The following is a 23,935-nucleotide window of genomic DNA, read 5'->3' on the forward strand; positions in this document are numbered from 1 at the left end:
TAAAGATAGCTTTTAATTAGTAAAATAAATAGACACCTGTGAGTGTCTATTTATTTTATGAAAAATTTAGTTTAATTCATTTAAGTAATGAACAAGTTCCGATGCTTTAGAGAAAAATGGAGAATGATCAGCTTCTAAAGTAATAATTTTCTTGCAAGGTGTTTCTGTATTCATTCGGCGCTGAAAATCAATTGGAATCGCTCTATCTAGAGTCGTTTCAATATAAATGCGATCTATGGCTCCAAAGTTTTCTTCAGATATTTTCAGCTCTTGTTGGAAGGGTCCTAATGGTTGAGGACGCATTTGATTAAAAGATGCTTCTTTAATAGAACCGTCTTCTGTAGCATTTAAAAATGTTTGTTCAATTAGATTAGGTATAAGTTCAGCAGTCAAGTCATTTTCATTTATAGTGAATTGCGGGCCATCTTCTCCGTCTAATTTACTACCAAGACTTTCTCCATTTCGTGGTAAGAAAGCACAAAGATATACTAATTTATCGATTTTATTTGGTATAAGTTCAGCAGTTTGAGTAATAACGATTCCACCCATACTATGTCCAACAAGAATAACCTTTTCATTTTGTTGATTTATATTAGCTGTTACTGCATCAACATAGGAATCTAACGTTATATTTTGTGAAGGAGTTGTATCTTTCCCACTTCCAGGTAAGTCTAGTGTAATAACAGTGTGACCTAAAGCCTCTAGTTGAGGTTTTACTAATTCCCATGCCCATTCACCTTGCCATGCTCCATGTACTAAAATGTAAGTACTCATTTAATCAACACTCCTCTAGGGTATATAAGTTTCATCTATTTGTAATATTGATGATGTATACTCAGTGTAAATGAAGTGGTTTCATAAATATAATGAAGGTTATTTATAGATGATATAAATATATTTTATATAAGGAGAACAGAATGAATGTTTTTGATTTTAAAGTCTTTACATATGTGGCTCGTTTAAATAGTATTAGTCTGGCAGCAAAGGAATTACATATGACACAGCCAGCAATAACCCATATTATTAACAAATTAGAGAAACGATATGCTATAACGTTATTTGATCGCTCTAGACAAGGAACGATTCTAACTGAAAATGGCAAAGAATTTTTAGTTGGTGTGAATCGACTTCTAATGGAGTATGAAAAACTTGAGGAAACAGCTTTCCAGTTGAAGAATAAAAGCTTGTATAAAATTGTACTAGCTACGTATCCTTCCGTTACTGTATATTGTTTGGCGGAGTGTATTCAACTAGGGAATATTGATCATAGTCAATATGTACTTGCAGTTCGAGAAGGAAGCTATCAAGAAGTGTTAGATTGGCTATCATCAGGTAGTGCAGATTTTTCTATTTCTATAAAAGAAAATTTAATACAAGGATTTCATTATGATGTCATTGGTGAAGATCCGTATGTTATGGTTTCTTCAAAAAAAGTTCTGCCTAACCTTACTATTAATGATATAAAAAATGATCCTTTTATTATGCCACTTTCTGGTTGCAAAGAAGTGCTCGAACCGTATTTGATGAAAAATGAAATAACAGTTAATAAAGTGATGGAGTCAGAATCAATTAGTTCAGCATTAGCACTTACTATACAAGTTAATGGTATAACAATCGTTCCGTTATCAGGACTACATAAGCAAATTATTCATGACTTCATTGTACAGCCGATAGAAATTACAATTCCACGACAACTTATTATGCAATGGTCACCTAAAAAAGAGAATGACCCGCTGTTTCTCGCGTTTGTTAAGAATTTATTAGCTCAACTACAGCAAAAGAAAAAAATGAATATAATATTACAAAAGATAAGCTCATTTCACTAGAGCTTATCTTTTGTATGTATTACCAATAAAGAGCAGTATCATAAAATCCGATTAAAATAAGGAGAAAACCAGCTATACGCTGAATGCTATTTCCTATTTTCCTACTCTTCTTTAGTAATGCCCCGTTTAATCCCAGATAGGAGATGAAGGACATTAATACGACGATAGGAAGCGCAGTTCCTATCGAAAAGAACGTTGGAAACAAGTACCCGTAATTAAATGATAAAGATAAAGGGATTAACGTTCCAAAAAATAGAACGAACATAGTCGGACAAAAAGCTAAGGAAAAGAAGAATCCGAGTAAAAATGAACCAACTTCATTTTGATTTCGTATAAATTTAATCGAGAAGAAATATCTTCTTTTTATAATACCTGACAACAGTAGCCCCATTAAAATTAATAGGGGTCCCATCATTTTTCGTAACCATGGAAAATACAAAGTCAATATTTGCTGAATCTCTTTTCCTAAAAACCATACTAATAGTCCAAGCGTCGTAAAAGCCATTATTTTTCCTAAAATGAATAAAAGTATATGTTTCCATACATGTCCCTTTTGTAAAGATTGGTTGCTATAAAGTGTAATAGCACTAATGTTTCCTGTTAATTGGCAAGGAGCAAGGGTACCTACTATGCCTAATAAAAACGAAAATAAAAGAGGTACAGATTTCGTAGCATTCGCGGCATCCATTAAAGGAGACATGAGTTGATAGCTCCATTCACTTATTGTTGAAAACACGTTATATTCACCCTTCTACTTAAATTGGAATGTTCCTTCATTAGCAATCTGCTTCCACGTATTACCCTCATCTGTAGAGAGGAATACATTTGATTTCATTGTAGCAAATACGATTTCGGCTGAATTTTGAGGGTTTTGTGAAATATACATAATTGCATCTTTAGAATCTAAAGGTGGAATTTGTATGTTTGTTTCTTCATTTGTAGCAATTGATTTCTTCGTTACGATTTGCTTATTAATAGGGGCGTAAATAACATCTTCATTACTTAATGTAATTGCGGTCGATTCAAGTGATTTAGCGAATAGTTCAAATGTATTTCCGTAATCTGTAGATAAGTAAACACCGTCTTTAGCACTTACCGCGACTACACTAGATTGATTCGGATGTACTGAAAAGGAATGAATCGTACTTGAAAGACCTTTTAACTTACTATTTTTCCATTCTTGTCCGTTGTTCGTACTGAAATAAAAACCTTGTTGTAATTTAGAATTAGGGCGTTCGTTGTATAAATAAATTGCTTCCGTATTATATCCGACAGCAAGGTTATGAAAATCGGATTCTCCATAAAACGCTAGCTTTTCAAGGGTATTACCGCCATCAGAACTTTTCAATAATCCTAAAGGATTTTTTAAATTTGCACCTGGTTCAGGGTGACCACTGGCAAAGAATCCGTTCTTCGTTGCCTGAAATCCCATATAATCATGTAGCTCAGTCTTAGTTTTAAACCATTTTCCATTTTGATAAACTTTTATCCCGCTATGAGTGGCGATAGAAATCCCAGACATATTTCCTGCATAACCAATTCCGTGAATGTGCTCGATTTTTCCAGATGTAATTTCTTTATAGAAGTCTTGCGGACTCGTATTTGCTGTTTCTGTATTTTTTGGTTGAGATTGCGCCGTTTCGTTCTTCACTGGTGCTGTTTCGAAGTTGCTAGAACATCCAGAAATTATTAATAAAGAAGTAATTGCTAAACCTGTTGCTACATAATGTTTCAAATTTGTAGACCCCTTTCCTATACATGAGATTTTAAGTATATGGAATAAATATCAAGAAATTGTGGAGTGATATGCATAATTTAGCGTGGAAGGGGCCCTAGTAATGAAAATTCTCCTTTTGCTATGAGTATAATTAATTGACGAAAAATTATAACAATAATAGAATGAATTGTATTGATGATTAGTTTCACAAGCATACATAGAATACTAGGGGGATTATTATGAAATCAACATTTTTTGCTCAAAATAGAGAAAGACTAACGAAAACATTACCTGATGAATCCGTTACGATTTTATTTGCGGGACAAGCACCGCATATGTCAGCTGATGCACATTATAAATTTGTACCGAATCGTAATTTTTACTACTTAACGGGAATCGATGAACCAAATGTTATTTTTATGCTGAAAAAGTTTGGGAATAGTGTAGAAGAGACACTTTTCATTGAAAAATCAGATCCAGTAATGGAAAAATGGGTTGGGAAGACAGTTTCTAGCGAAGAAGCAGAGGGAATTTCAGGTATAAAGAAAGTTTTATATTTAGATAGCTTTGAAAAAGCAGTATCAAATATACTCTTTACAGAAAATGCGAAGCATCTATATTTAGATATAGAACGTCGCGAGTGGAATGGTACGGAGACAAAAACATTAGCATTTGCTAAACATGTAAGAGAAAAATATCCACACGTAACAATTGGTAATGTATATCCGAACATTTGTGAATTACGAGTTTTTAAAACTGAGGAAGAAATTGAAATTATTAAAGAAGCGATTGCTATAACGAAAGACGGTATTTACAACGTACTTAAGCATGCAAAAGTAGACATGATGGAGTATGAATTAGAAGCTCAATTTGATTTTACACTGAAATCATCTGGCATTAAGCATCATGCGTTCAATACAATTTTGGCAAGTGGTAAAAATGCTACAGTTCTTCATTATGAAGATAATGATGCACAAATTCAAAATGGTGATTTAGTATTGCTAGATTTAGGTGCTCAAAAAGACTACTATAACGCTGATATTAGTTATACATTCCCGGCAAATGGAATATTCTCTAGTCGTCAAAAACAAATTTATAATATTGTATTAAAAGCATTAAAAGAAACAACAGAGATTATTAAGCCGGGATTAAAGTTCGCTGCATTAAATGAGCATACAAAAAAGGTACTGGCAGAAGAGTGTAAAGCAATTGGTTTAATTCAAGAAGATGAAGAGTTATCAAAATACTATTATCATGGTGTCAGCCATTTCCTTGGTTTAGATACACATGATGTAGGAACATATAAAGATAGAATGTTAGAAGAAGGTATGGTTATAACAATTGAACCTGGTCTTTATATTGAAGAAGAATCAATTGGAATTCGTATTGAAGATGACATTCTTGTAACGAAAGACGGGTATGAAAACTTGTCAAAAGATATCATTAGAGAAGTTGAAGAAATTGAAGAATTTATGAGTGTAAATAATGAACATGTAAAAGGAAACCAAGCTGTAGTTAAATAATAAAAGAGTCATCACTAATTTATTTGAACTTTATCTCGAATCGTGGACAATTAAAAAATCCATGATTCGGGATAGGGTTCTTTTCTTCGAAATACTAATCTTTAATTATTAATCCTAATAAAGTAGCAAACTGAACAGCTTGATATGTTGATACTTTACATCCTCTTAAATCGTTCACTGAAACTGTAAGTGTATCAAAGGTAGAAGAACTAATATCTATCCCCTTCAGTGATGTCTGATCAAAATTAGCTTCATCAAGACTACATAATTGGAATTCAACTTTTTTAAGTTTACAGTCAAAAAAATCTGCATTATTTAATGAAGTTTCATTAAATATAATTTTTTCTAGTTTAGAATTCCCAAATGCTGCTAAATTCAAAATTGAATTCTCAAATTTAACATTTCCTAAGCTAGATTCTGCAAAATTAACCCCGATTAATTTACTGTTTTTAAATTCGACTCTATGAACAGAAGAATTGCTTAAATTAACATTTGATAAATCGCAGTTTTCAAAACAAACATCTGTAATATCAATATTGCTAAAGTCTGTATTAGTGAATTTACAATTCTTTATCACTGCATCATACAATCGCACTCTATCTACAGATTCATTTTCGAAAGTGGAGTCTATAATTTCACACACTTCTAATGTTGGATCTTCTTCATAAAAAATATCTTGAAAATTCTTTGAAGATAACTCTGGTGAAATTTTTGGTCTATCAATTTTCATCGTATATCAATCCTCTTCTATTTGATATATTTGTGTAATTTGAGTCCATTGTCTGTAAAGAACATTAGTTCTTATTATACAAAAATCTAAGTTCTTTTGTGAAGAGCATTTTAGCTACATTTTTCTTATTTAATAATAGCAGTGTTATTGTTTCTTAAGAAATAACGTCAAAACAAATACGAGAACGGCTAATATAGTCGCTACAAGGAAAGCATTTTGTATTTCTAAAATATTCGCCTCTTGTAATGTCTCCGCTTTTAGTAATCTTCCAATTAGCTTACGTAAGATCTAATTACATCTCCTTATTTTCTTGAAAATCAACTTCTATAATGATTTTGAAAAAGAAAAAGGAGGGATTTTCCATGAAGCGATTTGTATTAGCAGCCATTACAGTCTCTGTAATATTTTTAATTGCTGCCTGTTCTGTGACGACAAATACAACAAATGATCATAAAAATATGAATGATAAAAAAACACTACAGACTGAAACAGCTACAACACCATTGAAGGTTGAAAAAGGACCAGAAGTTACTTTAATAGCGAAAGAAGAAAAGCAAAAATTAAGTAACGGTGTTATTGTTCCAGTCTGGACATTTAATGGCTCATCTCCTGGTCCAGAAATTCGGGTGAAAAAAGGTGAAAAGGTGAAAGTGACATTAAAAAATGAATTATCTGTACCAGTATCCATTCATTGGCATGGATATCCTGTCCCAAATAACATGGATGGAATTCCAGGCGTGACACAAGATGCAGTTGAACCAGGAAAAAGTTTCACTTACGAATTTGAAGCGAACGTACCAGGAACGTACTGGTATCACTCGCATCAAGATTCTGTAAATCAATTAGATAGAGGTTTGTATGGAGCGCTCATTGTAGAAGATACAAAGGAAAAATATGATAAAGATTACACATTAATGTTGGATGAATGGGTTACAGATAAAGAAGAAATTAAAAAGCAGTTAAAAGAAATGACAAAAGGGCAAATAGGTAATAAATCTAAAGGTGATGAAAATACGAAAAAGAATGACGATAAGAACGGCATGGATCATTCCGGTATGGACATGGGCAGTGATCAAAAAGACTCTGGCAATATGACAGGAATGGACCATGGAAATATGAAGATGGAAGGTCATGATATGAGTATGTATGATTTATTCACAATCAATGGAAAAAGCGGTGATTTAGTAGTGCCATTGAAAGTGAATAAGGGAGATAAAGTTCGTCTTCGACTTGTTAATGCTGGTTATCTATCACATGATATACATGTTCACGGTCATGATATAAAAGTAATTGCGACAGATGGTCAACCAATAAACAATCCAAAAGTTATAAAGGATAAAGTAATTTCAATCGCACCGGGTGAACGTTATGATATTGAATTTACTGCTAATAATCCTGGGAAGTGGTATGTTGAGGACCATTCAAAAAATAAAGGTGCAAAAGGAATGAAAGCTGTTATTGAGTATGATGGCAGCAAAGAGATGAAAGATAAAGCAGATGAAAAGGGAAAATTAGCGAAATTAGATATGACGAAATATGGTGCTAAAAAATTAGGTAGTTTCACGTTAAATCAAGAGTATACTGCCACATATAATATGGACTTAAATACGCAAATGAATGAAAATGAAATGGTATATACAATTAACGGAAAGGTATTTCCGGATATTGACCCAATTCAAGTAAAAAAGGGTGATTTAGTAAAAGTGAAATTGGTAAATCGTTCTAAAATGGATGATCACCCAATGCATTTACATGGTCACTTCTTCCAGGTGTTGAGTAAAGATGGAAAACCGATAGAAGGTTCTCCAATTGTAAAAGATACATTGAACTTAAAACCAGGAGAAGAATATGAAGTAGCCTTTGTAGCAGACAATCCCGGTGAGTGGATGTTCCACTGTCACGACCTACATCATGCTTCAGCAGGGATGGTAACGGAAGTGAACTATACAGATTATAAATCTGACTATGTTCCAAACCAAAACATTCCTAATAAGCCAGAATAATAGGAAGCAGTTATCCTATGGATAGCTGCTTATTCATTTTTGTTGCAAGTACTAATTTATATGTTGATTATGCCCAGGTGAAGGTGCAGGAGTATGATGTGGGAATGTCGCGAATACGGCAACTATAATTACTACACTAATTGAAAGTAATAACAAAAAACGCTGTTGGATAAAAGTAGAAAAGTTCTCCGATAACAATTGAATCACACAGGACATAGTAATCGTTATAGTAAGTAAAAGGCTAATGAACAATATACTATGAGCTTGTTGAGCGTTTAACATTTCTGTAATCATTGCTCCCATCATACTTGCCATTAATCCAGAGAACAGTCCTTCTAAAGCAGTATATAGGTGAAAACGTAGACCCACTAAAAAACCGATAAAACCACTAATTAAAATAGCAAGTAAAGTAGAATATAGTAATTCCCCCTTAAAGAGAATGCCTAAATAAAAACCAATACTTAAACCGATACTCATACTAAAAGACATAATAAATACCATATACTCCATTAGGGTACCCTTACGTTTAGAAATATTGGATGCAATAAGAATTGAGGTACAGCAAAGTGTTAAGGTAGTTAACGTATAAGCAAACATTATGATACCTCCTTGTCCTATCGTTCATTTCATCATATGTGTACTTATGATAATTTATATCTGCATATTATCTGCACAATTTCATAGATGTAAGCAAAGGAACGCTTGATTTTTTAGGGCGTCTTTTTTAATTGTAAGCATGTGAAAGAAATTGTTATATTATGAGTTTCTATTGTGAAGCCATAAAGAATAAGCGTATAATATTATAGGTCTCACATTTGCGAGACAAACCGCGAATGATAAATAAGATTGTTGTTTTATCATCGCTTCTAAACATATAGACAATGAAAGTAACACTGGAATACAGATAGGGAGTTATAAAATGAAATTAATTATTGCCGAGAAACCAGATCAAGGGTTGGCTCTTGTTTCACAGTTTAAATATCGCCGGAAAGATGGATATTTAGAAGTAGAAGCAAATGAGTTATTTCCAAATGGAGCGTACTGTACATGGGCAATTGGTCATTTAACGCAGTTATGTAATCCAGAGCATTATCACGCAGAGTGGAAAAAATGGTCACTTAATACATTACCGATGATTCCAGAGCGTTTTCAATTTGAAGTAACAAAGTCAAAGTATAAGCAATTTAACGTTGTGAAACAGCTGTTACATAATCCACAGGTAACAGAAATTATTCACGCAGGCGATGCTGGGCGTGAAGGGGAACTAATCGTACGAAATATTATTAATCTTTGTAACGTGCAAAAGCCGATGAAGCGTCTATGGATTTCGTCTTTAACGAAGCAAGCTATTTATCAAGGGTTTAAAAATTTACTTGACGAATCAGATACAATTAATACGTATTACGAAGCATACACAAGATCTTGCGCTGACTGGGTTGTTGGTATGAATGCATCACGTGTCTTTAGTATTTTGCTAAAGAAAAAAGGAATGAATGATGTATTTTCTGCTGGTCGTGTCCAAACACCAACGTTAGCATTGATTGTAAAGCGTGAGAAAGAAATTGAAAACTTTAAGTCAGAGCCTTTCTGGGAAGTGTTTGCAACCTTTAATATAGAAGGAAAGAAATATGACGGAAAATGGGAAAAGGATAATGAATCCCGCTTAAAAGACCCTGATATGGCGAATAAAATTGCGGCATTTTGCCAAGGGAAACCGGCTGTTGTGAAGGAAATGAAAACGGAGCGTAAAGAGTTTCAGCCGCCGCTTTTATTCAACTTATCATCACTGCAAGCAACGGCAAATAAAGCCTTTAAGTTTTCACCGAAAAAGACGCTTGATATAACGCAAGCACTCTATCAAAAAGGGATTGTTTCTTATCCACGTTCAGATTCTAACTATGTTACACAAGGAGAAGCAGCGACGTTCCCTGATATTTTACAGAAGTTAAGTCAATTTGATGAATATAAAGGCTTATTACCGGCACCAATTGAATCCATTATGAACAATAAGCGTTATGTGAATGAAAAGAAAGTAACAGATTTATCTAGAGTATAATATAGCTATGTAATTAAAGTATCTTAAGAAACTAGATGCTTATTTTTTTTACATAGAATACTAAATATCTGTATAGGATATTTAAAGTTTTTAATGATAAGAGGTGGAGTATGTCTAAAGTAATTAAAGTAAAGATTGTACAAGAAAAAGTGATTTATATCTTAACTTCTAATGAAGGGATTCCTTTTTTATATGTAAACAAATATCTAAAGTTTCTAGGAACTATGAATAGATCAATAAATACTATTAAATCGTACGCTTATAGATTAAAGTTATATTGGGATTTTATTGAATTAAATCAAATAGACTTTAGGAGGGTCCTCATGAATGATCTAGTCAAATATATAGGGTGGCTCCAAGGGAAATCTAATATTACTTTAAAACAAAGGGAGCCTAAGACAATAAATTACAATCTAATGGCAGTATTTGGTTTCTATAATTATCTAGCAAGGTTTTATCCAAGAATTATTGATACTGAGTTGGACTTCTATTCCGAATCGGCTAAAAAAAATTATTCTTATAAGTCATTTTTAGAGCATACAAAATCGAATGTTAAATACAAATTGAGTGCCTTAAAACTTAGGGAGACAAAAAAGCCTTATAAAAGGCTAAATGAAGGGCAACTAAAAAAGATATTTCAAACTAGATTAAATATAAGAAATAAGCTATTGGTAAGCATCTTGTATGAAACTGGTATAAGAATCTCAGAGGCTTTAGAAATAAAACTTGAGGACATTGATATTTCAGATAAAAAGATATTGATTTCCAAATCCAAAACTCCTTCAGGAGAAAATAGATTAGTTTATATATCGTCTGAAACAGTAAACTTATTACAAGATTATATATATGAAGTACATGAAAAAAATAATTTTGATAATGATTATCTATTTTTAAAATTAATGGGTCCTTCAAGAGGAGAAGTTTGTGAATATGAAACTATAATGGCATTTTTTAAAAGCTTATCAACTAAGTTAGGATTTAGTATTACTCCTCATATGTTTCGACATACGTTAGCTACAGAATTACACGAGACTGGTTTAGAAATATCTATAATAAAAACCTTGTTAGGTCATAAAGATGTTCAAACTACTATGAATATGTATATTCACCCTTCAGAGAAATCAGTTAGAGAAGAATATAATAAAGTAGCGATAAATAGAGAAAGGAACAGAAAATGAACTTAAAAAATCTGAATAACCAAGAAAGTGTTGTTACGGAGTTTTTTATACAACATCCTTGCTATAAATCTGACATTTGGTACGGGGACAAAATGGAAGTAGCTAAAGAATCATCTAGAAGAATTAACCCTTATCGGAATAGAATAGATTTTTCTTCTTGCAAGAATAGCAATATAAAGGATGAAATAAAGTATTATTTTGGGAAAAATTTGCAGGATAGTTTGTATTCTGTCATAACAGTATTTGAAGGTAAAGCTCATCATTTAAAAAGAATGTTAAAGTTTTTAGATGAAAAATATCTGAATATCAAAACTATCTTAGAAATTTCAAAAAAGGAATTAATGCTTAAATATACGAACTATTTAGTTGAAAATGGAATCAAAGTTAAGTCAATAACGAGAAATCATACCACTGCTGTTACCCCAGCAGTGTCTTTAATGAGTACTTTTTATAATTATATTTATGATGCGTTTGATCAAACACCTGAGTATGAAAAAGATATTTGGGATGGGAGTAAATTGCCTGTAGAGATTAATTACACTAATACATCTACAAAAAGAATGAAGTTTACTAAAATAAATCAAAAGTATAAGGGATTGTTAAAAAGATATATATATACAAGAGTAGTAGAATTGAAAAACTTAACTTTTTCTATTGGAATTAGATATCTACATGAACTTTCTATATTCTTAAACTTTTTACATGAAAATTACCCAGAATTATTAATAAAGGATATTAAGCGTAGCCATATAGTTGCTTATTTAGATGTTATAAATAATAAAATGATACTAGATATTAAAACTCGTAAAAAGATCAAAGCTACAAATACGTATATAAGTAGTAATATTACCATAGTGAGAAAATTCCTTGGGGATTTGAAAATTATGGAGTGGGATGAAGCACCATTTCAACATGTAGAATCTCTCTTCCTCCCAAGTGATAATCCACGCCGAACAAAAAGTCAGAGCTTTAACAGTCCTAAGTATATTCCAGATTATATTTGGGATCAAGTTGTTGAAAATATCCATTTAATTGGAGATAGATACGTACCAATCATTTTAGTTATGGAGGGTTCAGGATTTAGAGGTTCAGATGTACTAGGTTTAAAAATAAATTGTTTAGAAAAAGACAATAAAGGCGACTATTGGCTAATTGGAGATCAAAGGAAAATAAATTATAAAGATCATAAAGTCCCTATATCAGAACAATTAGCTAAAGTCATTATGTCCCAACAAGAAATATGTAAACAGAATTCAACAACGGGGAACAATCCGGAAAGCCTTTTATTTGTGTCTTATCGTGGACCGCGAAAAGGTAAACCACAGACTACTTCAAATCTTTCAAGAGTTTTAAATGAGTTTGCAGAAAAAGCAAATATTAGAGATGTTAATGGGGAGATTTATCGATTTAAAAATCATGCATTCAGGCATAGATACGGTGTAACTCTTATTAACAATGGAATGAATATTGTTCATGTTCAAAAGTTAATGGCTCATGCTTCTCCTGAGATGACTTTAGCATATGCTAAAATTCATGATCAAACCTTAAAAGAAGCTTATTTTAAAGCTAAAAGTAAAGGTGGGGTTAAATTTGATATTGAGGGTGTATTAGTTAAGGTAGATATAGATGAACAAGCTATTGAAAATGATTTAGAATTAGAGTGGATTAGACATAATTATGATTCAATTCGAATGGATCATGGTATGTGTATTAAAAGTACTAAAATGAAATGCGATTATGCTGAGAAAGTAATTGAGCCACCATGCATAGCAAATAATTGTAGGAGTTTTCATGTCGATAGTTCATTCATTGATTATTATAAATCTCAAATTACTGCCTTAGAAAATGATATTCGAATTTATGAAAGAAACAACCACTTAAGGTCCTTAGAATTTGCAAATAAAAAAATACAGAATTACAAAAAAATTTTGAATGAGATTAGTAATGGGGGGGAGCATAAGTGGTATGAAAAAAGAACGGCGTGAGTATGTAGGAGAGGAGAGAGGGAAGAGTGTCGAATAAAAGTCCTAACACATCTAAAATAGTTGAATTAGCTAAAAAAAATCTTTAGATACAGAGAAGAGGGTTTTCTCAATTATAAAAAGTATGTTAAAGAATAAAAGGGTAATTAATTATAATACTGTTTCACAAGAGGGAGAAGTTTCTAAATCATTCTTATATAATAACGAAAGTATTAGAAAGAAAATTGATATGCTTAGAAATGAACAAGTAACTTTAAAAAAGGTAGCAAATCATAAACCTAACACTTCAGAAAAATCTAAAGACGTAATAATTGAATCTTTAAAATTTAAGATTGAGCGCTTAGAGAAAGAAAATAAAGAATTAAAGGAATCCTTAGCGGTAAAGTATAGTGAGTTTTATAAAAATTTATAGTTTTGAGTGAAGAACTCATATGTTTTAGTAAACAATATCCTTTCCCTTCTAGCTTAAAAATGAGACTTAAAGATGAAAATATAGATGGTATTTGTTTTGCTGGAGTAGTTTATTCTAACGTTGAACAACAAGTTAAGTATATTCTAGGAAATTACTATCTCTTAAAAGATGCTCTTGAAGGTTAAATTTAACATAGAGAAAGAGAAAAGCAGAAAATAAATGCTTTCTCTTTCCTATTATGGTTGGGATAAGAATATTATGAAAAAACATTCCTGTAGATTAGAAGTAAAGTTTTTTTCAATATAACTTCAACTTAAGCATTCATTTGCTGAAATTGTACATTTAATATTTTAATGATTACGTAAAACCCTCTAATAATTTTTTGCTTTTATTTTTTCCTCAGCCTTATCTAATTCTTTATCCTCTCTTTAAAACTAATTCATTAAACATAGTCATCTCTTAAACCACTTATATGAGGTTTCAAATTTTTATCAAATGGTGCAAGAAATTTGCATTGAATCTTACTAGCTCATTGGAATACTTATTTTAAATTTGATAATCCTTTTTTTTGATTTAACGAGTATACTATCTTTTTCTGTAGTAGATATTAGTAGTTATAGGAGGTGGTATATATGGGTTGCAATAAATTTAACGGGATAAAAAAAATTTCTTATGATAAAGCGAAAGGAGAAATAAAGACTGGAGATATTCTTTTGTGTAATGGTCAATATTTATTTAGTGAACTCATTAAAAAAGTTTCGGACTCTATATTTAGTCATGTGGCCTTGTTATTTTATTGGAATGAATATGTATTTATATTAGAAAGTGTAGAAGACGACGGTGTTCGTGCTGTACCTCTCTCTCATTACCTTTACAATTATGAAAACAGTGGGGAAAAGTATAAGGGAGAAATATACGTAGGCCGACATCAAGTCATTGATAATCCTAACTTTGATAAAGTGCAAATAAAGAGAATGTTTGAAAAAGTGGTGGATTTGCTTAATAGAAATTATGACAAAGATGAGATAGCTAAAATTGCGTCACGTATAGGGCTAGGTATTGGAAGGCATCAAGATGATTATGAGTATATATGTTCAGAATTCGTTGCCGAATGTTTTAAGCAATTAGGAATAGAATTTTTGCGTGATTCAGGTGGGTTTATTTTTCCAGAGCATATTGCTGCAGATTCAAACATCAAACCATTATTTGAAATTTCTCACTAAAAGCCCTATTAGGCCGTGATTTTAATCAATATCGGAATAGAGCACGTAATGAATTGCTAGAAAAAGGAGTAGTGAATATATGTTAAAAATAATAGGAGCTCTTTTAATCGTCTATTCTGTAATTTCAATTGCTATTTTGGTTATATTGAGGAAGGACGCGATTAAATTTTGGGATACTCAGGTAGAGAAATTCAAGAATGTAATTAAAGAAGGTAAGGCTATTATTCCTAAGTTGAGTGAAGGAGCAAGAGCTTCACGAAACGGCGCTGACCATATTAACGATCTAGCAGAACATCTTGAACAAGATATTCCATCTGCATTACAGAAAGTGGTGGAAACACTAGATGGGGTTTTAAAAACCCTCAGTAAGCTCCCACAAGAAATTAAAGATTTTGTCACTAAAGCATCCTCTACCTTAAAAAATTCAATTGTTACAGTAACTAAATTTATCGATTATATCACTAAAAAAACAATTCCAAATACTAGTAAAACCTTAAGGGAATTAAGTAGAGATTTAGACCAACCTTTATTTTGGTTAACCGTTGAGGCCTTAGTTCTCTTAGAACAAGACGATAATGTCCCCAATGAGGTTATTGTTAAGTTAAATTCAATGCTAGAAAGGCCGTATGAAACGGAAATCATTTTTCGAGAGAATTTAGAAAAATTATTAGATAAGGATGAAATAAACCAGTATGCAGGTAAGATAGTTTTTCGTGGTAAAAATCCAGAATATGACGAAGGTTTGGTAGCAACCATTGAAGAGGCTCGTGTTGCTATCCATCATATTGGAAGTGAATCTCTGCCAGCCGTTGCGGAATCCGTGATTAAAATGCAAGAGCCAGTAAGTGCTTTACTTGTGTTAACAGGAATTATAGCGGGGCCTTTAGTTCCTTTCGCTTTTGGTGTTCGATCTACATGTGATACGTTCTTAACTGTCTTGGGGGGCTTAGGGGGAAATCTAAAGATAGAGAAAGGAAAAATTGGTAGTATAAAGCTCCCTCCTTGGGATATAAAGGTTGGTATACCTGCTGGGTCTTTATTCTATAAAGATTTACGTGGTAGTCTTCCGGTTATTCGGGTCCCATCCTCGGACGTTAATATTATTGATGTTGATGCTGGAGAATGGCTTGATACCGCTTTACCGCCTTCTGATATTGAGCTGTTTAATGGACAAAATCTAGTAAAGGGTTTCAAAGATGTTCGTGATCGAGCCGACGAGCTGATTGATACTGTAAGAGGAGCTACATTTAATTTTGACATTCGAGACAAGTTACAAGAAGCTGGTGACAAACTAAAAGTTACCGCCAGTAAAATATTGGAATTAGCAGATAATAAAAAAAGACTACCCAATCAGGTTAAGAAACTTAAGAAACAAGCAGCAGCATTAGCCAATCAAGCAAGAGAATTTGAAGAAGCTGCAATTGAGATTGACAAAATGATTGATGAAGTTGAAAAACAGATTACTGATATTTTAAACACCATTCACCAATTAGCCGATAGTTCAGTGATTGCGATAGAGAACACATCAGATAGATTGAAAGAACTTGCTGATACATTAAGAACATTATCGTTAGACGAAGAGCTAGAGGATTTAAAAAACCTGGCTAATGATATAAGAGAACTTGCGAATTCTATAGATAAAGGAGACGCAATTGGCACTAAGGGAAAAACAGATTTAGTTCAACAATTAGCAAATATTTTTAAAGCTGTGTGTGAATCTATTCCAGCTCGAAAAAATATCGTAAGGCTCTTTAATGGTGTGTTTGGTTTTCTTATTGTTATCCATATTGCGTTTTTAGCAACTGGGATTGTTTTAATTCGTGGTTTTTAGTAACAAATTATTTATATATTTAAAACAAGCCCCCTGCGCTATGCAGGAGGGCTTTGTGATTCTTATTGAAATCTGTAAAGTTAAATATTAATATATATTTTTTGTTTGTTAGTTAATAATATATATCGATTATTATAATATGAGGTTGGAATTAGAGTGCTTTAGAAATTGAGAATAGAGTAACTATAGTTGGTCTCCTTTTCCCCCTTTCTAATAGACTAATAAATGTGTTCTATCTAGTTCTTCTTTGCTCATTACACTTTCTAGACAATCTTTTTTTATAACTATTCTAAATTCTTGTTCGATTTAAAATAAACTACACTTCTTAAACTCTAAAACCATATTTTTTAAAAGTTTGCTTCTTTCTCCTCCAGATTATAATCTACGAAGGTTGTATTATATAAAATAATTAGTGAGCAGAGAGTGCATATTAGGGGGAATAGGAATGTGGCTCTTATATAATGAAATGATAAAGGAGCTAGAATCTCTGAAAAAGAGAAGTCTTTGGCTTATATGAGTCCCAAGTTAGCAAAAGAATGGCATCCTACTAAAAATAATAAATTAACGCCAAATAAAATCTCTCATAGTTCTAATAAAAGGGTATGGTGGTTAGGTAAATGTGGCCATGAATGGGGTGCTAAGGTTAAAATCAGATTAAAAGGAAATGGTTGCCCTAAATGTTATGAAGCGACTGGAAAAAAGATCGTGCATAGATGCAGTTTGAAAAATGGAAGCTGTTCATGAATGGCGGGTATTAACAACATTTTATTTTTATGAAAATACTTAAGTGTAAATTCGCTGTATAAGTGCCCAGCCAGAGGATGTTACTACCCATTATATTGCTATTAAAATAATACATTTGTGGTGTTAAGAAGTAAGTTAGTCATAGGTTTATAATAAAAACTAAAGAGAGGTTTTCGTTGCTATAAAAAACTATATTAGGTATTATATGGTTAGTGGGAAGTGTGTCCACAAAATATTATTGTAGGTGCGTTTTTGGGGGGATGGATATGAAAAAAGAAAAAACTATGAAACTACGTATAAGTGAGGAGGAATTAAAAATATTGGATGGGATAGCTAAGAAAACAAATGCTTCTAAATCAGCGGTTATACGAAATTCAATTCCTGATATAGTTACTTCTGCAGATTTTAATAATATGCTAACAATTCATAATTTACAAACTTTAGAAATAAGAGCGAAAGAATGCTATGAGTTTTTTAAAGAAGGTAACTATCTTCCTATTAATAAAGTGAAAAATCGTTTTCCTGCCTTTATTTATATAGAAGAAAAAAATGAAAGTAATGATTATTACTTAAACATTAAGTACCCTACATATAAAGTAGTGTTTCCATACACGTTTTCTTATGAAAAGATTCATGAGACTATTAATTTGAATTTTAAGCTTTCAGATGAATTAAAATCGAAATTATTATTTGTTTATGCAGATAATGTGGTTTTAGATGAGAATAATACAACAAGAGAAGTTAAGGATGAAAAAGTAGTCTTATGTTTAAAATCAACACTTCAAGATAATTGGAATTTAGCAAAAGAATTAATAGAGTATTTCGAATCAAAATCTATAAATGGAACAATATACCCAGCCTATTATTTAAAGTCCTATAAATTAAAAGTATTAGATGATGTTCAAATGGTTTACGGTTTAATTGAATAAAGAAGTTAATTCACTTTTGAAAATCTAGTGCGATGTAATGTGAAAAAATTTGTTATGGAGATATTTTTTTACATTATTATATATTAAAGGGAGAAAAATAATGAATAAGGTTATAGAACTGGATACAGGATGTTATGAAGAAAAATTAGATTCCTATTGCAAGGAAGCAAAAATAAGTATTGATAAAGAGAAAAAAGAAGAAGTTGTAAAAATGTTGGTCGAAGGGAAATTTAGAGATTTAGGCGGATTAACAGCAATTAGAGGATTTGTTTATCAATATTATGTAGCTATGTATTATATACTTGACATGATTAATCCGCATAGTCAGACGTGGTGGGATCATGTAATTTACGAATTTTTTGATGATGTTACATTGTTCCATAGTAAACATGGTATTAGATTTATTCAGGTCAAAACTGTACGAGAGGATTCAAAGAAACATTTACAGCCTAATGATCTATATTCTAGAAGTAAAAAAACGGGTAAAGCTGATGAAGAAATAAATGACGTACTTAATTCAAATTTTAACAGTTGGTTAGATAAATTATTTTTAAATTTAGCGAACTATAGTGAAAGTTTAGAAGCGATTCTTGGGGGGGGATTTTCTCGTGATTCATTTGAAATTCAGTTTGAGCTTGGGACTAATTCAAATGCTCAAAGCTTACCAGGACTAGTTTGTTATTCTGATAATTGTAAATTCGGAGAAGGATTAAAAATAGATTTAAAAGAAGATACTTTGTATGGAAAATTGAAAAAAGATGTAGTTATAAAATCGAAAGAAACTCAAATAGAATATAAAAGGAACATTGAAGAACTACTTCCTGAAAGTGTTGAATGGTGTCTAGAACGGCTTTATATTAACAAATTAGGTAGTTTTGATTCGTTAGAAAAAGATATATTATGCATAATTCAGGCTATGTTAAAAACAAAACATGAAAAGTTAAAACTCTCAATTGCTTCACATATTTTTGAACGACTGTTGTCAAAGATTGTTAATCGCACTCATAAAGATAATGTTGGAATGGATAGGATGAATTTAGTTTTTGCTAAAAAGGAGGTAGAAGAATGGTTATCTGAATGGGAGCAAGAGGCAAAGGAACTAATGCATATTCAATTGAAAGATGATTCTGTCATGGAAGATTTTATAAATATTCTAGAAGAATTACAGTTGAATTATAAAGAACAATGGAATGATAGATTGCAAAATGAGCTTGTAGAGACGACATTGTGGTTAAAGGAGCAAATTGATAAACAATGGCAATTAGATCATAGATTTTTATCTAATTTTTTACATAAGCTCTTTTATATGCAAAATTGGCATAGTGTACATACTTTGGAAAGAAATGAAGACAAGATGTTTTTAAAGAATTCCTTAGACCAAATTATAAAATGTTTAGTTTTTTATAATGATAAATATTTAGCACATAAGGATGCAAGGTTCTTTTTTAATGAAGGGAAACACAATGGAGGATATAAAATGTTATTCTCTATCTACAACGCTCGAGATAAAGAAAATACTACAGATGTAAAAAATAAAGTTATCATTGCAATAAGTGAATGTGAAATTAGTTCTAAAATAAAGGATGAGTATTTTTGTATCGTTATAAACAGTAATGAGGAAGAGATTGATGAAGAATTAATGGAATTAATGGCATCAACAAACATTATAGAAACAGATACGGAAGCCATTAATATAATAGATCCTCCTCAGAATGTACTGTTTTTAGATCCTAAAAGAATTGAACGTTTCTTTAATACAAACAAGAAAAGTAAACCAAAATCTTTTAAAGAAGCTAGGTTATTAAATTTATGGGGGAGCTATATAAAAAAATAGTAAAGGTGAATAATATGAAGAGAGAAGAAATATATCAAATATTACGATCTGAGACAAAGTTTGAAATAGTAAATGATGATAAATATAATATTGATTTTTATAATAATGGAATGGAAATCTGGGAGAACTCAGATAGAATGTTAGTTTTAAAGGAGTATAAATCAGATATTTCTTTTGCTAATTGGTTACTAGAAGATCAATCTAAAATAGCAACACTATATAATAATATTTCTTCTAAATATAAAAATAACTTATACTTCCTTTTAATACTAAATTTTACCATATCGACTGATGAGTGGATTATAAATGAGGTGAATAAAGCAGAAAAGAATAATAAAGTTTGTAGGAAATATGTTATTCACTCAAAAGATGATTTAGAGAAAATACCTTTTATATCTGCTAAAAAACTTAATGATGTTGCATTTAATTATAAAAAGGAATTTTCACAAAGAATTCTTAATATGTTTAAAAATCAAGAGAAAGAAAGAAGTATGGAAGAAATTGAATTTGGTGATGAAATCAATGGGAATATACTTGAACTAATAGATTATTATTTAGATGAATTAGATGACGGTGAAGATGTAGAGGAGAAAATTTCTAAGATAATGAATTTAGGTGAAGAAGATGAAAATTAAAAGCATCATGATTGAAAATTTTAGGATTTTTAGGGGTAAACATAGATTTGATTTTTCTGAGAAGCAATTAGTATTAATAAGTGGTCCTAATGGAAATGGAAAAAGCACGTTATTTGATGCTATCAGTTGGTGTACGACTGGAAAATTGACTCGATATTTAGGGAGTAATGAAAAGAATAAATTCAATTATATTGTTAATATACAAGAATATAATAGTGGTATTTATAATACAAGGGTAAAGATTGAATTGCAAGATGAGGAAAATATAACCTCCATAGAAAGAAGAGTATGCCATAACAAATCGGAAAAAGTATTTATAAATGGACTTGAATTTGGTGTACAAGCTGGGAACGGAGAAATTGCGAAATTGTTAACTAAATTGTCTTTAGAAGAGGAAGAGACTGAAGATGGTTCAGAAGTAAATGTTGATCTAAATACTTTATTTTCATTTACACAAATCCTTTCACAAGACACTTTAAATGATTTTGTAAGAAGTGATAAACCAAATGAACGTTTTAAGAAATTAGAGAAAATACTAGGTTTAAAAAAATATGGGGAGAATTTCAAAAAATATCTAGATACTACAAGGAGTTTAGTACAACATAAAATAGAATCTGAGAAAAGGGACAAAAAAGTATTAGAGCATAGATTAGAAATTGTGAACACAGAAATTAATGAAAAGAGCAATAGCTATAAAAATTTGGGTTTGATAACGGAAGAAAAATTACAGACAAATATTAATGTGCTTTTTAATAAGTATAAAGAACTTTATAATCCAAATTATTCAATTGTAGAAATTGATGTTTTAGATCGTAAAGTTCGAGGAACTTTATTGGGATTAAAGCAACAACTTAGTGATAGTATTAAAAATAATGAGTATATAAAAAAACGTATTTTTAAATTAAAAGAGCATGACATAAAGAGATTTTTACAATTCAATAGAATAGAAGATGGAAAGAAACAAGAAATTGAATCTTTGAAATCAAAAAAGAAGAAGCGTATTAATGGTATTAAGGTAGGCAACGATAAAGTATATAAATTGAAAATTATTCAAGATAAAAAAAAGCTATACACAGAGTGGACCGATGATATAAATAAGGCTGTAAAAAATATTGAGGACATATCTATATATGAAGAAAACTTTTATAAAGATGCACGTATAAAAAGAATCCAACAAGAATATTCCACAATTGATCAGTTTCATAAAGTATATTTACTTAAGCAGGAACAATTGCAAGATATTTTAAAATGTTTTAAAGTGCATGAGAAAACATTGTACATTGAACAATTAGATAATACTGAAAGAGAATTAAACGTGAAAGAAAAGCAGTATAATTTAGAATTAGAGCATTTAAAGAAACAATTAAGTGATATAGATGCTAAATTAAAAAGTGTATATCAAAAGGTGAATTCAACAACTAAAGATGAACTGGAAAGTATAATTTTAAGAATACAAAAAAGTTTAATAGATAATGAATCTAAAACAAGTTGTGTAGTATGTGGTAATCCTTTTGATTCACATAAGGAATTAATAACATCGATAGAAGAGCAACGTGCTAAAGCATTAATAGAGTTAGATGAGATTAATTTAGAAAAAGTTAAACATGAGGCATCTTATGGTGAGTTACAAAGTAAGTATCGAGAGTTAAATAAATCTTTTGGGGAAAATAATAAATTAATTCAAAAGAATGCTGAGGAAAAAGTTAAATTTTATCAAGAGAAAGAAGAACTGCTATTAGTAATAAAGGACCGCCAATTGCTATTAAAAAATAAAAAAGAACTTGATTCTCTAAAAAATATTGTTGAAGATTTTATTAAAACGAATCAAGAAGTTTACCAACTTATACAGCAAAAATATAAAATAGATCAGTTAGTAGAAAGTTACGAAGAAACTATTAAGGTGTGCACTAAAAATTTGAAAGATTTGATGTTAAATTCAGGAAAACACAGTGTATACTTACAGGGTGAACCAATACGTCTTAAAAATAAAATTACTTTATTAGAAAATTACATAAGTGCTGCTGCTATTAATAAAGATTTTCTAGAACAGGAAATTCAATTTAAACTAAAAGAATTAGTCGATTTCCAAAATAAGTATAGTGAAATACAAACAGAAATTTCTGAGATTAAGAAATTTATTCCTGACTTCGAAATGAATGCAGAATTAAATGAAGAGTTAAAGAAAATAAATCATTTGATTTTTTCAATGAATGAATATAATAAAGAAATTAACGACTTGTTAGAGAATTTAAATTCTTTTATTGAAAGAGATAATTATGTGAATTTAGTGAGTGAGCAAAGTAGTATTTCACAAAATGTACTTAAGAAAGAAGAACTTCTTCAAAAATATAGCATAATGATTCGAAGAATTGAGCAACTTAGTAATATTCAACAAAATATGCAAAGCAATTTATTAGGGGAATATTTATTAAAGCATAGCACTAATATTGATAGATTTTTCAGACAAATATCACCACATGCAATATATAAACATGTTCATTTAAAAACACATGAGAATGGCTTGTTTATTTTATTAGACGAAGTAGGAGCTTTACAAGCATCTACGCAAGGAGATAATTATTTTACACCTTCTAAAGAAGAAATGAAGAGAGAGATCAATGCTAGTTTAACATTCAGCTCTGCACAATCTACGATACTAGCATTATGTATATTTTTATCTGTTAATATCTCTGAAGAGTGGTCTAAATTAAAACTTATAGGCATTGATGATCCATTTCAAAACTTAGATGATGTAAATATTTATTCATTTGTAGATGTGCTAACGCAGATTATAATACATGAACAGAAACAAGTATTTATTAGTACGCATAATCCTGATTTTTCTAAACTTGTTAGTGCAAAAATTGGTATTGATTTAGAAAGAATCTCTGAAATTTCATTTATTTCATATGATAAATATGGAGTGAATATCTCATGTTCTGAGTATGAAAGACTTGAATCTTGATATGGAATTTTATATTGAAATAGTGTTGACATATTAATGTCTTTATTGATTTTGAGCAGCTGTTTAAAGGTTGCTCTTTTTCATTATTTTATATAAAATGGAGCCATTTTGATTATTTAATATATGTGTTTTGAAGTATGTTAGTTATATGTATTAGCTTTGTAAAAGAGAAAATAAACTTTAAAAATTTGTTAATAGATGTTTTTGAAGATTAGATATTTAAATTGGAAATTTGATTGAAAAGTTAAATGTGTATTTTTAAAATTATGCTTGTAATTTTAATCATTGTCTTATCAAATAGATAATGATTTTTGCAGTGAGTCTAATAATTAAGAGGTGTTTGGATT

General features: G+C 30.7%; 17 protein-coding genes and 2 pseudogenes. 14 read left to right on the forward strand and 5 right to left on the reverse strand.

Going from position 1 to position 23,935, the window contains the following annotated elements:
- Positions 1 to 66: 66 nt before the first annotated feature.
- Positions 67 to 774, reverse strand: coding sequence for an alpha/beta fold hydrolase (locus BM089_RS05095; RefSeq protein ID WP_000109165.1), 708 nt, complete (start codon positions 772 to 774; stop codon positions 67 to 69).
- 143 nt (positions 775 to 917) lie between these two features.
- Here BM089_RS05095 and BM089_RS05100 point away from each other — a divergent pair, with 143 nt between their 5' ends.
- Positions 918 to 1,826, forward strand: coding sequence for a LysR family transcriptional regulator (locus tag BM089_RS05100; RefSeq protein ID WP_090976167.1), 909 nt, complete (start codon positions 918 to 920; stop codon positions 1,824 to 1,826).
- 19 nt (positions 1,827 to 1,845) lie between these two features.
- Here the strand turns inward: BM089_RS05100 and BM089_RS05105 are convergent, their stop codons facing one another.
- Together BM089_RS05105 and BM089_RS05110 are read right to left on the reverse strand one after the other, a co-directional pair.
- Positions 1,846 to 2,562 (reverse strand): urease accessory protein UreH domain-containing protein, encoded by a 717-nt coding sequence (locus BM089_RS05105; protein WP_219993459.1) that lies wholly within the window; start codon positions 2,560 to 2,562, stop codon positions 1,846 to 1,848.
- 15 nt (positions 2,563 to 2,577) lie between these two features.
- The gene (locus BM089_RS05110; protein WP_000683841.1) at positions 2,578 to 3,561 is read right to left on the reverse strand and encodes a F510_1955 family glycosylhydrolase; all 984 of its coding nucleotides are present in this window, start codon (positions 3,559 to 3,561) and stop codon (positions 2,578 to 2,580) included.
- A 221-nt stretch (positions 3,562 to 3,782) separates the two neighbouring features.
- Here BM089_RS05110 and BM089_RS05115 point away from each other — a divergent pair, with 221 nt between their 5' ends.
- Positions 3,783 to 5,066 (forward strand): aminopeptidase P family protein, encoded by a 1,284-nt coding sequence (locus BM089_RS05115; protein WP_061660351.1) that lies wholly within the window; start codon positions 3,783 to 3,785, stop codon positions 5,064 to 5,066.
- 94 nt (positions 5,067 to 5,160) lie between these two features.
- On the opposite strand, the gene BM089_RS05120 is transcribed toward BM089_RS05115, so the two are convergent.
- On the reverse strand, positions 5,161 to 5,796 hold the full coding sequence (locus BM089_RS05120; RefSeq protein WP_000687268.1) for a pentapeptide repeat-containing protein: 636 nt from the start codon (positions 5,794 to 5,796) through the stop codon (positions 5,161 to 5,163).
- Between the two features lie 362 nt (positions 5,797 to 6,158).
- Here BM089_RS05120 and BM089_RS05125 point away from each other — a divergent pair, with 362 nt between their 5' ends.
- Positions 6,159 to 7,799 carry a multicopper oxidase family protein gene (locus BM089_RS05125; protein ID WP_090976169.1) on the forward strand — a complete coding sequence of 547 codons (1,641 nt, stop codon included), beginning with the start codon at positions 6,159 to 6,161 and terminating at the stop codon, positions 7,797 to 7,799.
- 51 nt (positions 7,800 to 7,850) lie between these two features.
- On the opposite strand, the gene BM089_RS05130 is transcribed toward BM089_RS05125, so the two are convergent.
- Positions 7,851 to 8,396, reverse strand: a complete 546-nt coding sequence (locus BM089_RS05130; protein ID WP_000458530.1) for a hypothetical protein — start codon at positions 8,394 to 8,396, stop codon at positions 7,851 to 7,853.
- Positions 8,397 to 8,718: 322 nt separating this feature from the next.
- On the opposite strand from BM089_RS05130, the pseudogene topB reads away from it, so the two are divergent.
- From topB to BM089_RS05185, 11 genes and pseudogenes are all read left to right on the forward strand, one after another.
- Positions 8,719 to 9,840 (forward strand): annotated as a pseudogene (gene topB, locus BM089_RS05135) (DNA topoisomerase III); the annotation flags it as partial.
- Between the two features lie 125 nt (positions 9,841 to 9,965).
- Positions 9,966 to 11,033 (forward strand): tyrosine-type recombinase/integrase, encoded by a 1,068-nt coding sequence (locus BM089_RS05140; protein WP_090976171.1) that lies wholly within the window; start codon positions 9,966 to 9,968, stop codon positions 11,031 to 11,033.
- Positions 11,034 to 11,125: 92 nt separating this feature from the next.
- Entirely contained in the window at positions 11,126 to 13,018 is a 1,893-nt protein-coding gene (locus BM089_RS05145; protein WP_180231319.1) for a tyrosine-type recombinase/integrase, read from the forward strand.
- 91 nt (positions 13,019 to 13,109) lie between these two features.
- A pseudogene (locus BM089_RS05150) lies at positions 13,110 to 13,427 on the forward strand (DUF6262 family protein); the annotation flags it as partial.
- Between the two features lie 632 nt (positions 13,428 to 14,059).
- A complete protein-coding gene (locus BM089_RS05155) occupies positions 14,060 to 14,650 on the forward strand; it encodes a YiiX/YebB-like N1pC/P60 family cysteine hydrolase (protein ID WP_090976177.1) in 591 nt (196 codons plus the stop codon).
- Positions 14,651 to 14,729: 79 nt separating this feature from the next.
- The gene (locus BM089_RS05160) at positions 14,730 to 16,481 is read left to right on the forward strand and encodes a hypothetical protein (protein ID WP_090976179.1); all 1,752 of its coding nucleotides are present in this window, start codon (positions 14,730 to 14,732) and stop codon (positions 16,479 to 16,481) included.
- Positions 16,482 to 16,994: 513 nt separating this feature from the next.
- Complete coding sequence (locus tag BM089_RS05165; RefSeq protein WP_175495682.1) at positions 16,995 to 17,225, forward strand: zinc-ribbon domain-containing protein; 231 nt, start codon at positions 16,995 to 16,997, stop codon at positions 17,223 to 17,225.
- Between the two features lie 266 nt (positions 17,226 to 17,491).
- A complete protein-coding gene (locus BM089_RS05170) occupies positions 17,492 to 18,154 on the forward strand; it encodes a ribbon-helix-helix domain-containing protein (protein ID WP_090976183.1) in 663 nt (220 codons plus the stop codon).
- 100 nt (positions 18,155 to 18,254) lie between these two features.
- The gene (locus BM089_RS05175; RefSeq protein WP_090976185.1) at positions 18,255 to 19,988 is read left to right on the forward strand and encodes a dsDNA nuclease domain-containing protein; all 1,734 of its coding nucleotides are present in this window, start codon (positions 18,255 to 18,257) and stop codon (positions 19,986 to 19,988) included.
- A gap of 14 nt (positions 19,989 to 20,002) precedes the next feature.
- Entirely contained in the window at positions 20,003 to 20,623 is a 621-nt protein-coding gene (locus BM089_RS05180; protein WP_139213210.1) for an ABC-three component system middle component 1, read from the forward strand.
- Positions 20,613 to 23,588, forward strand: coding sequence for an AAA family ATPase (locus BM089_RS05185; RefSeq protein WP_090976189.1), 2,976 nt, complete (start codon positions 20,613 to 20,615; stop codon positions 23,586 to 23,588). Before BM089_RS05180 ends, BM089_RS05185 begins: the two co-directional genes overlap by 11 nt.
- The last annotated feature ends 347 nt before the right edge of the window (positions 23,589 to 23,935 follow it).

The sequence above is a fragment of the Bacillus sp. 5mfcol3.1 genome (assembly GCF_900114335.1).
Lineage (GTDB): Bacteria > Bacillota > Bacilli > Bacillales > Bacillaceae_G > Bacillus_A > Bacillus_A thuringiensis_S.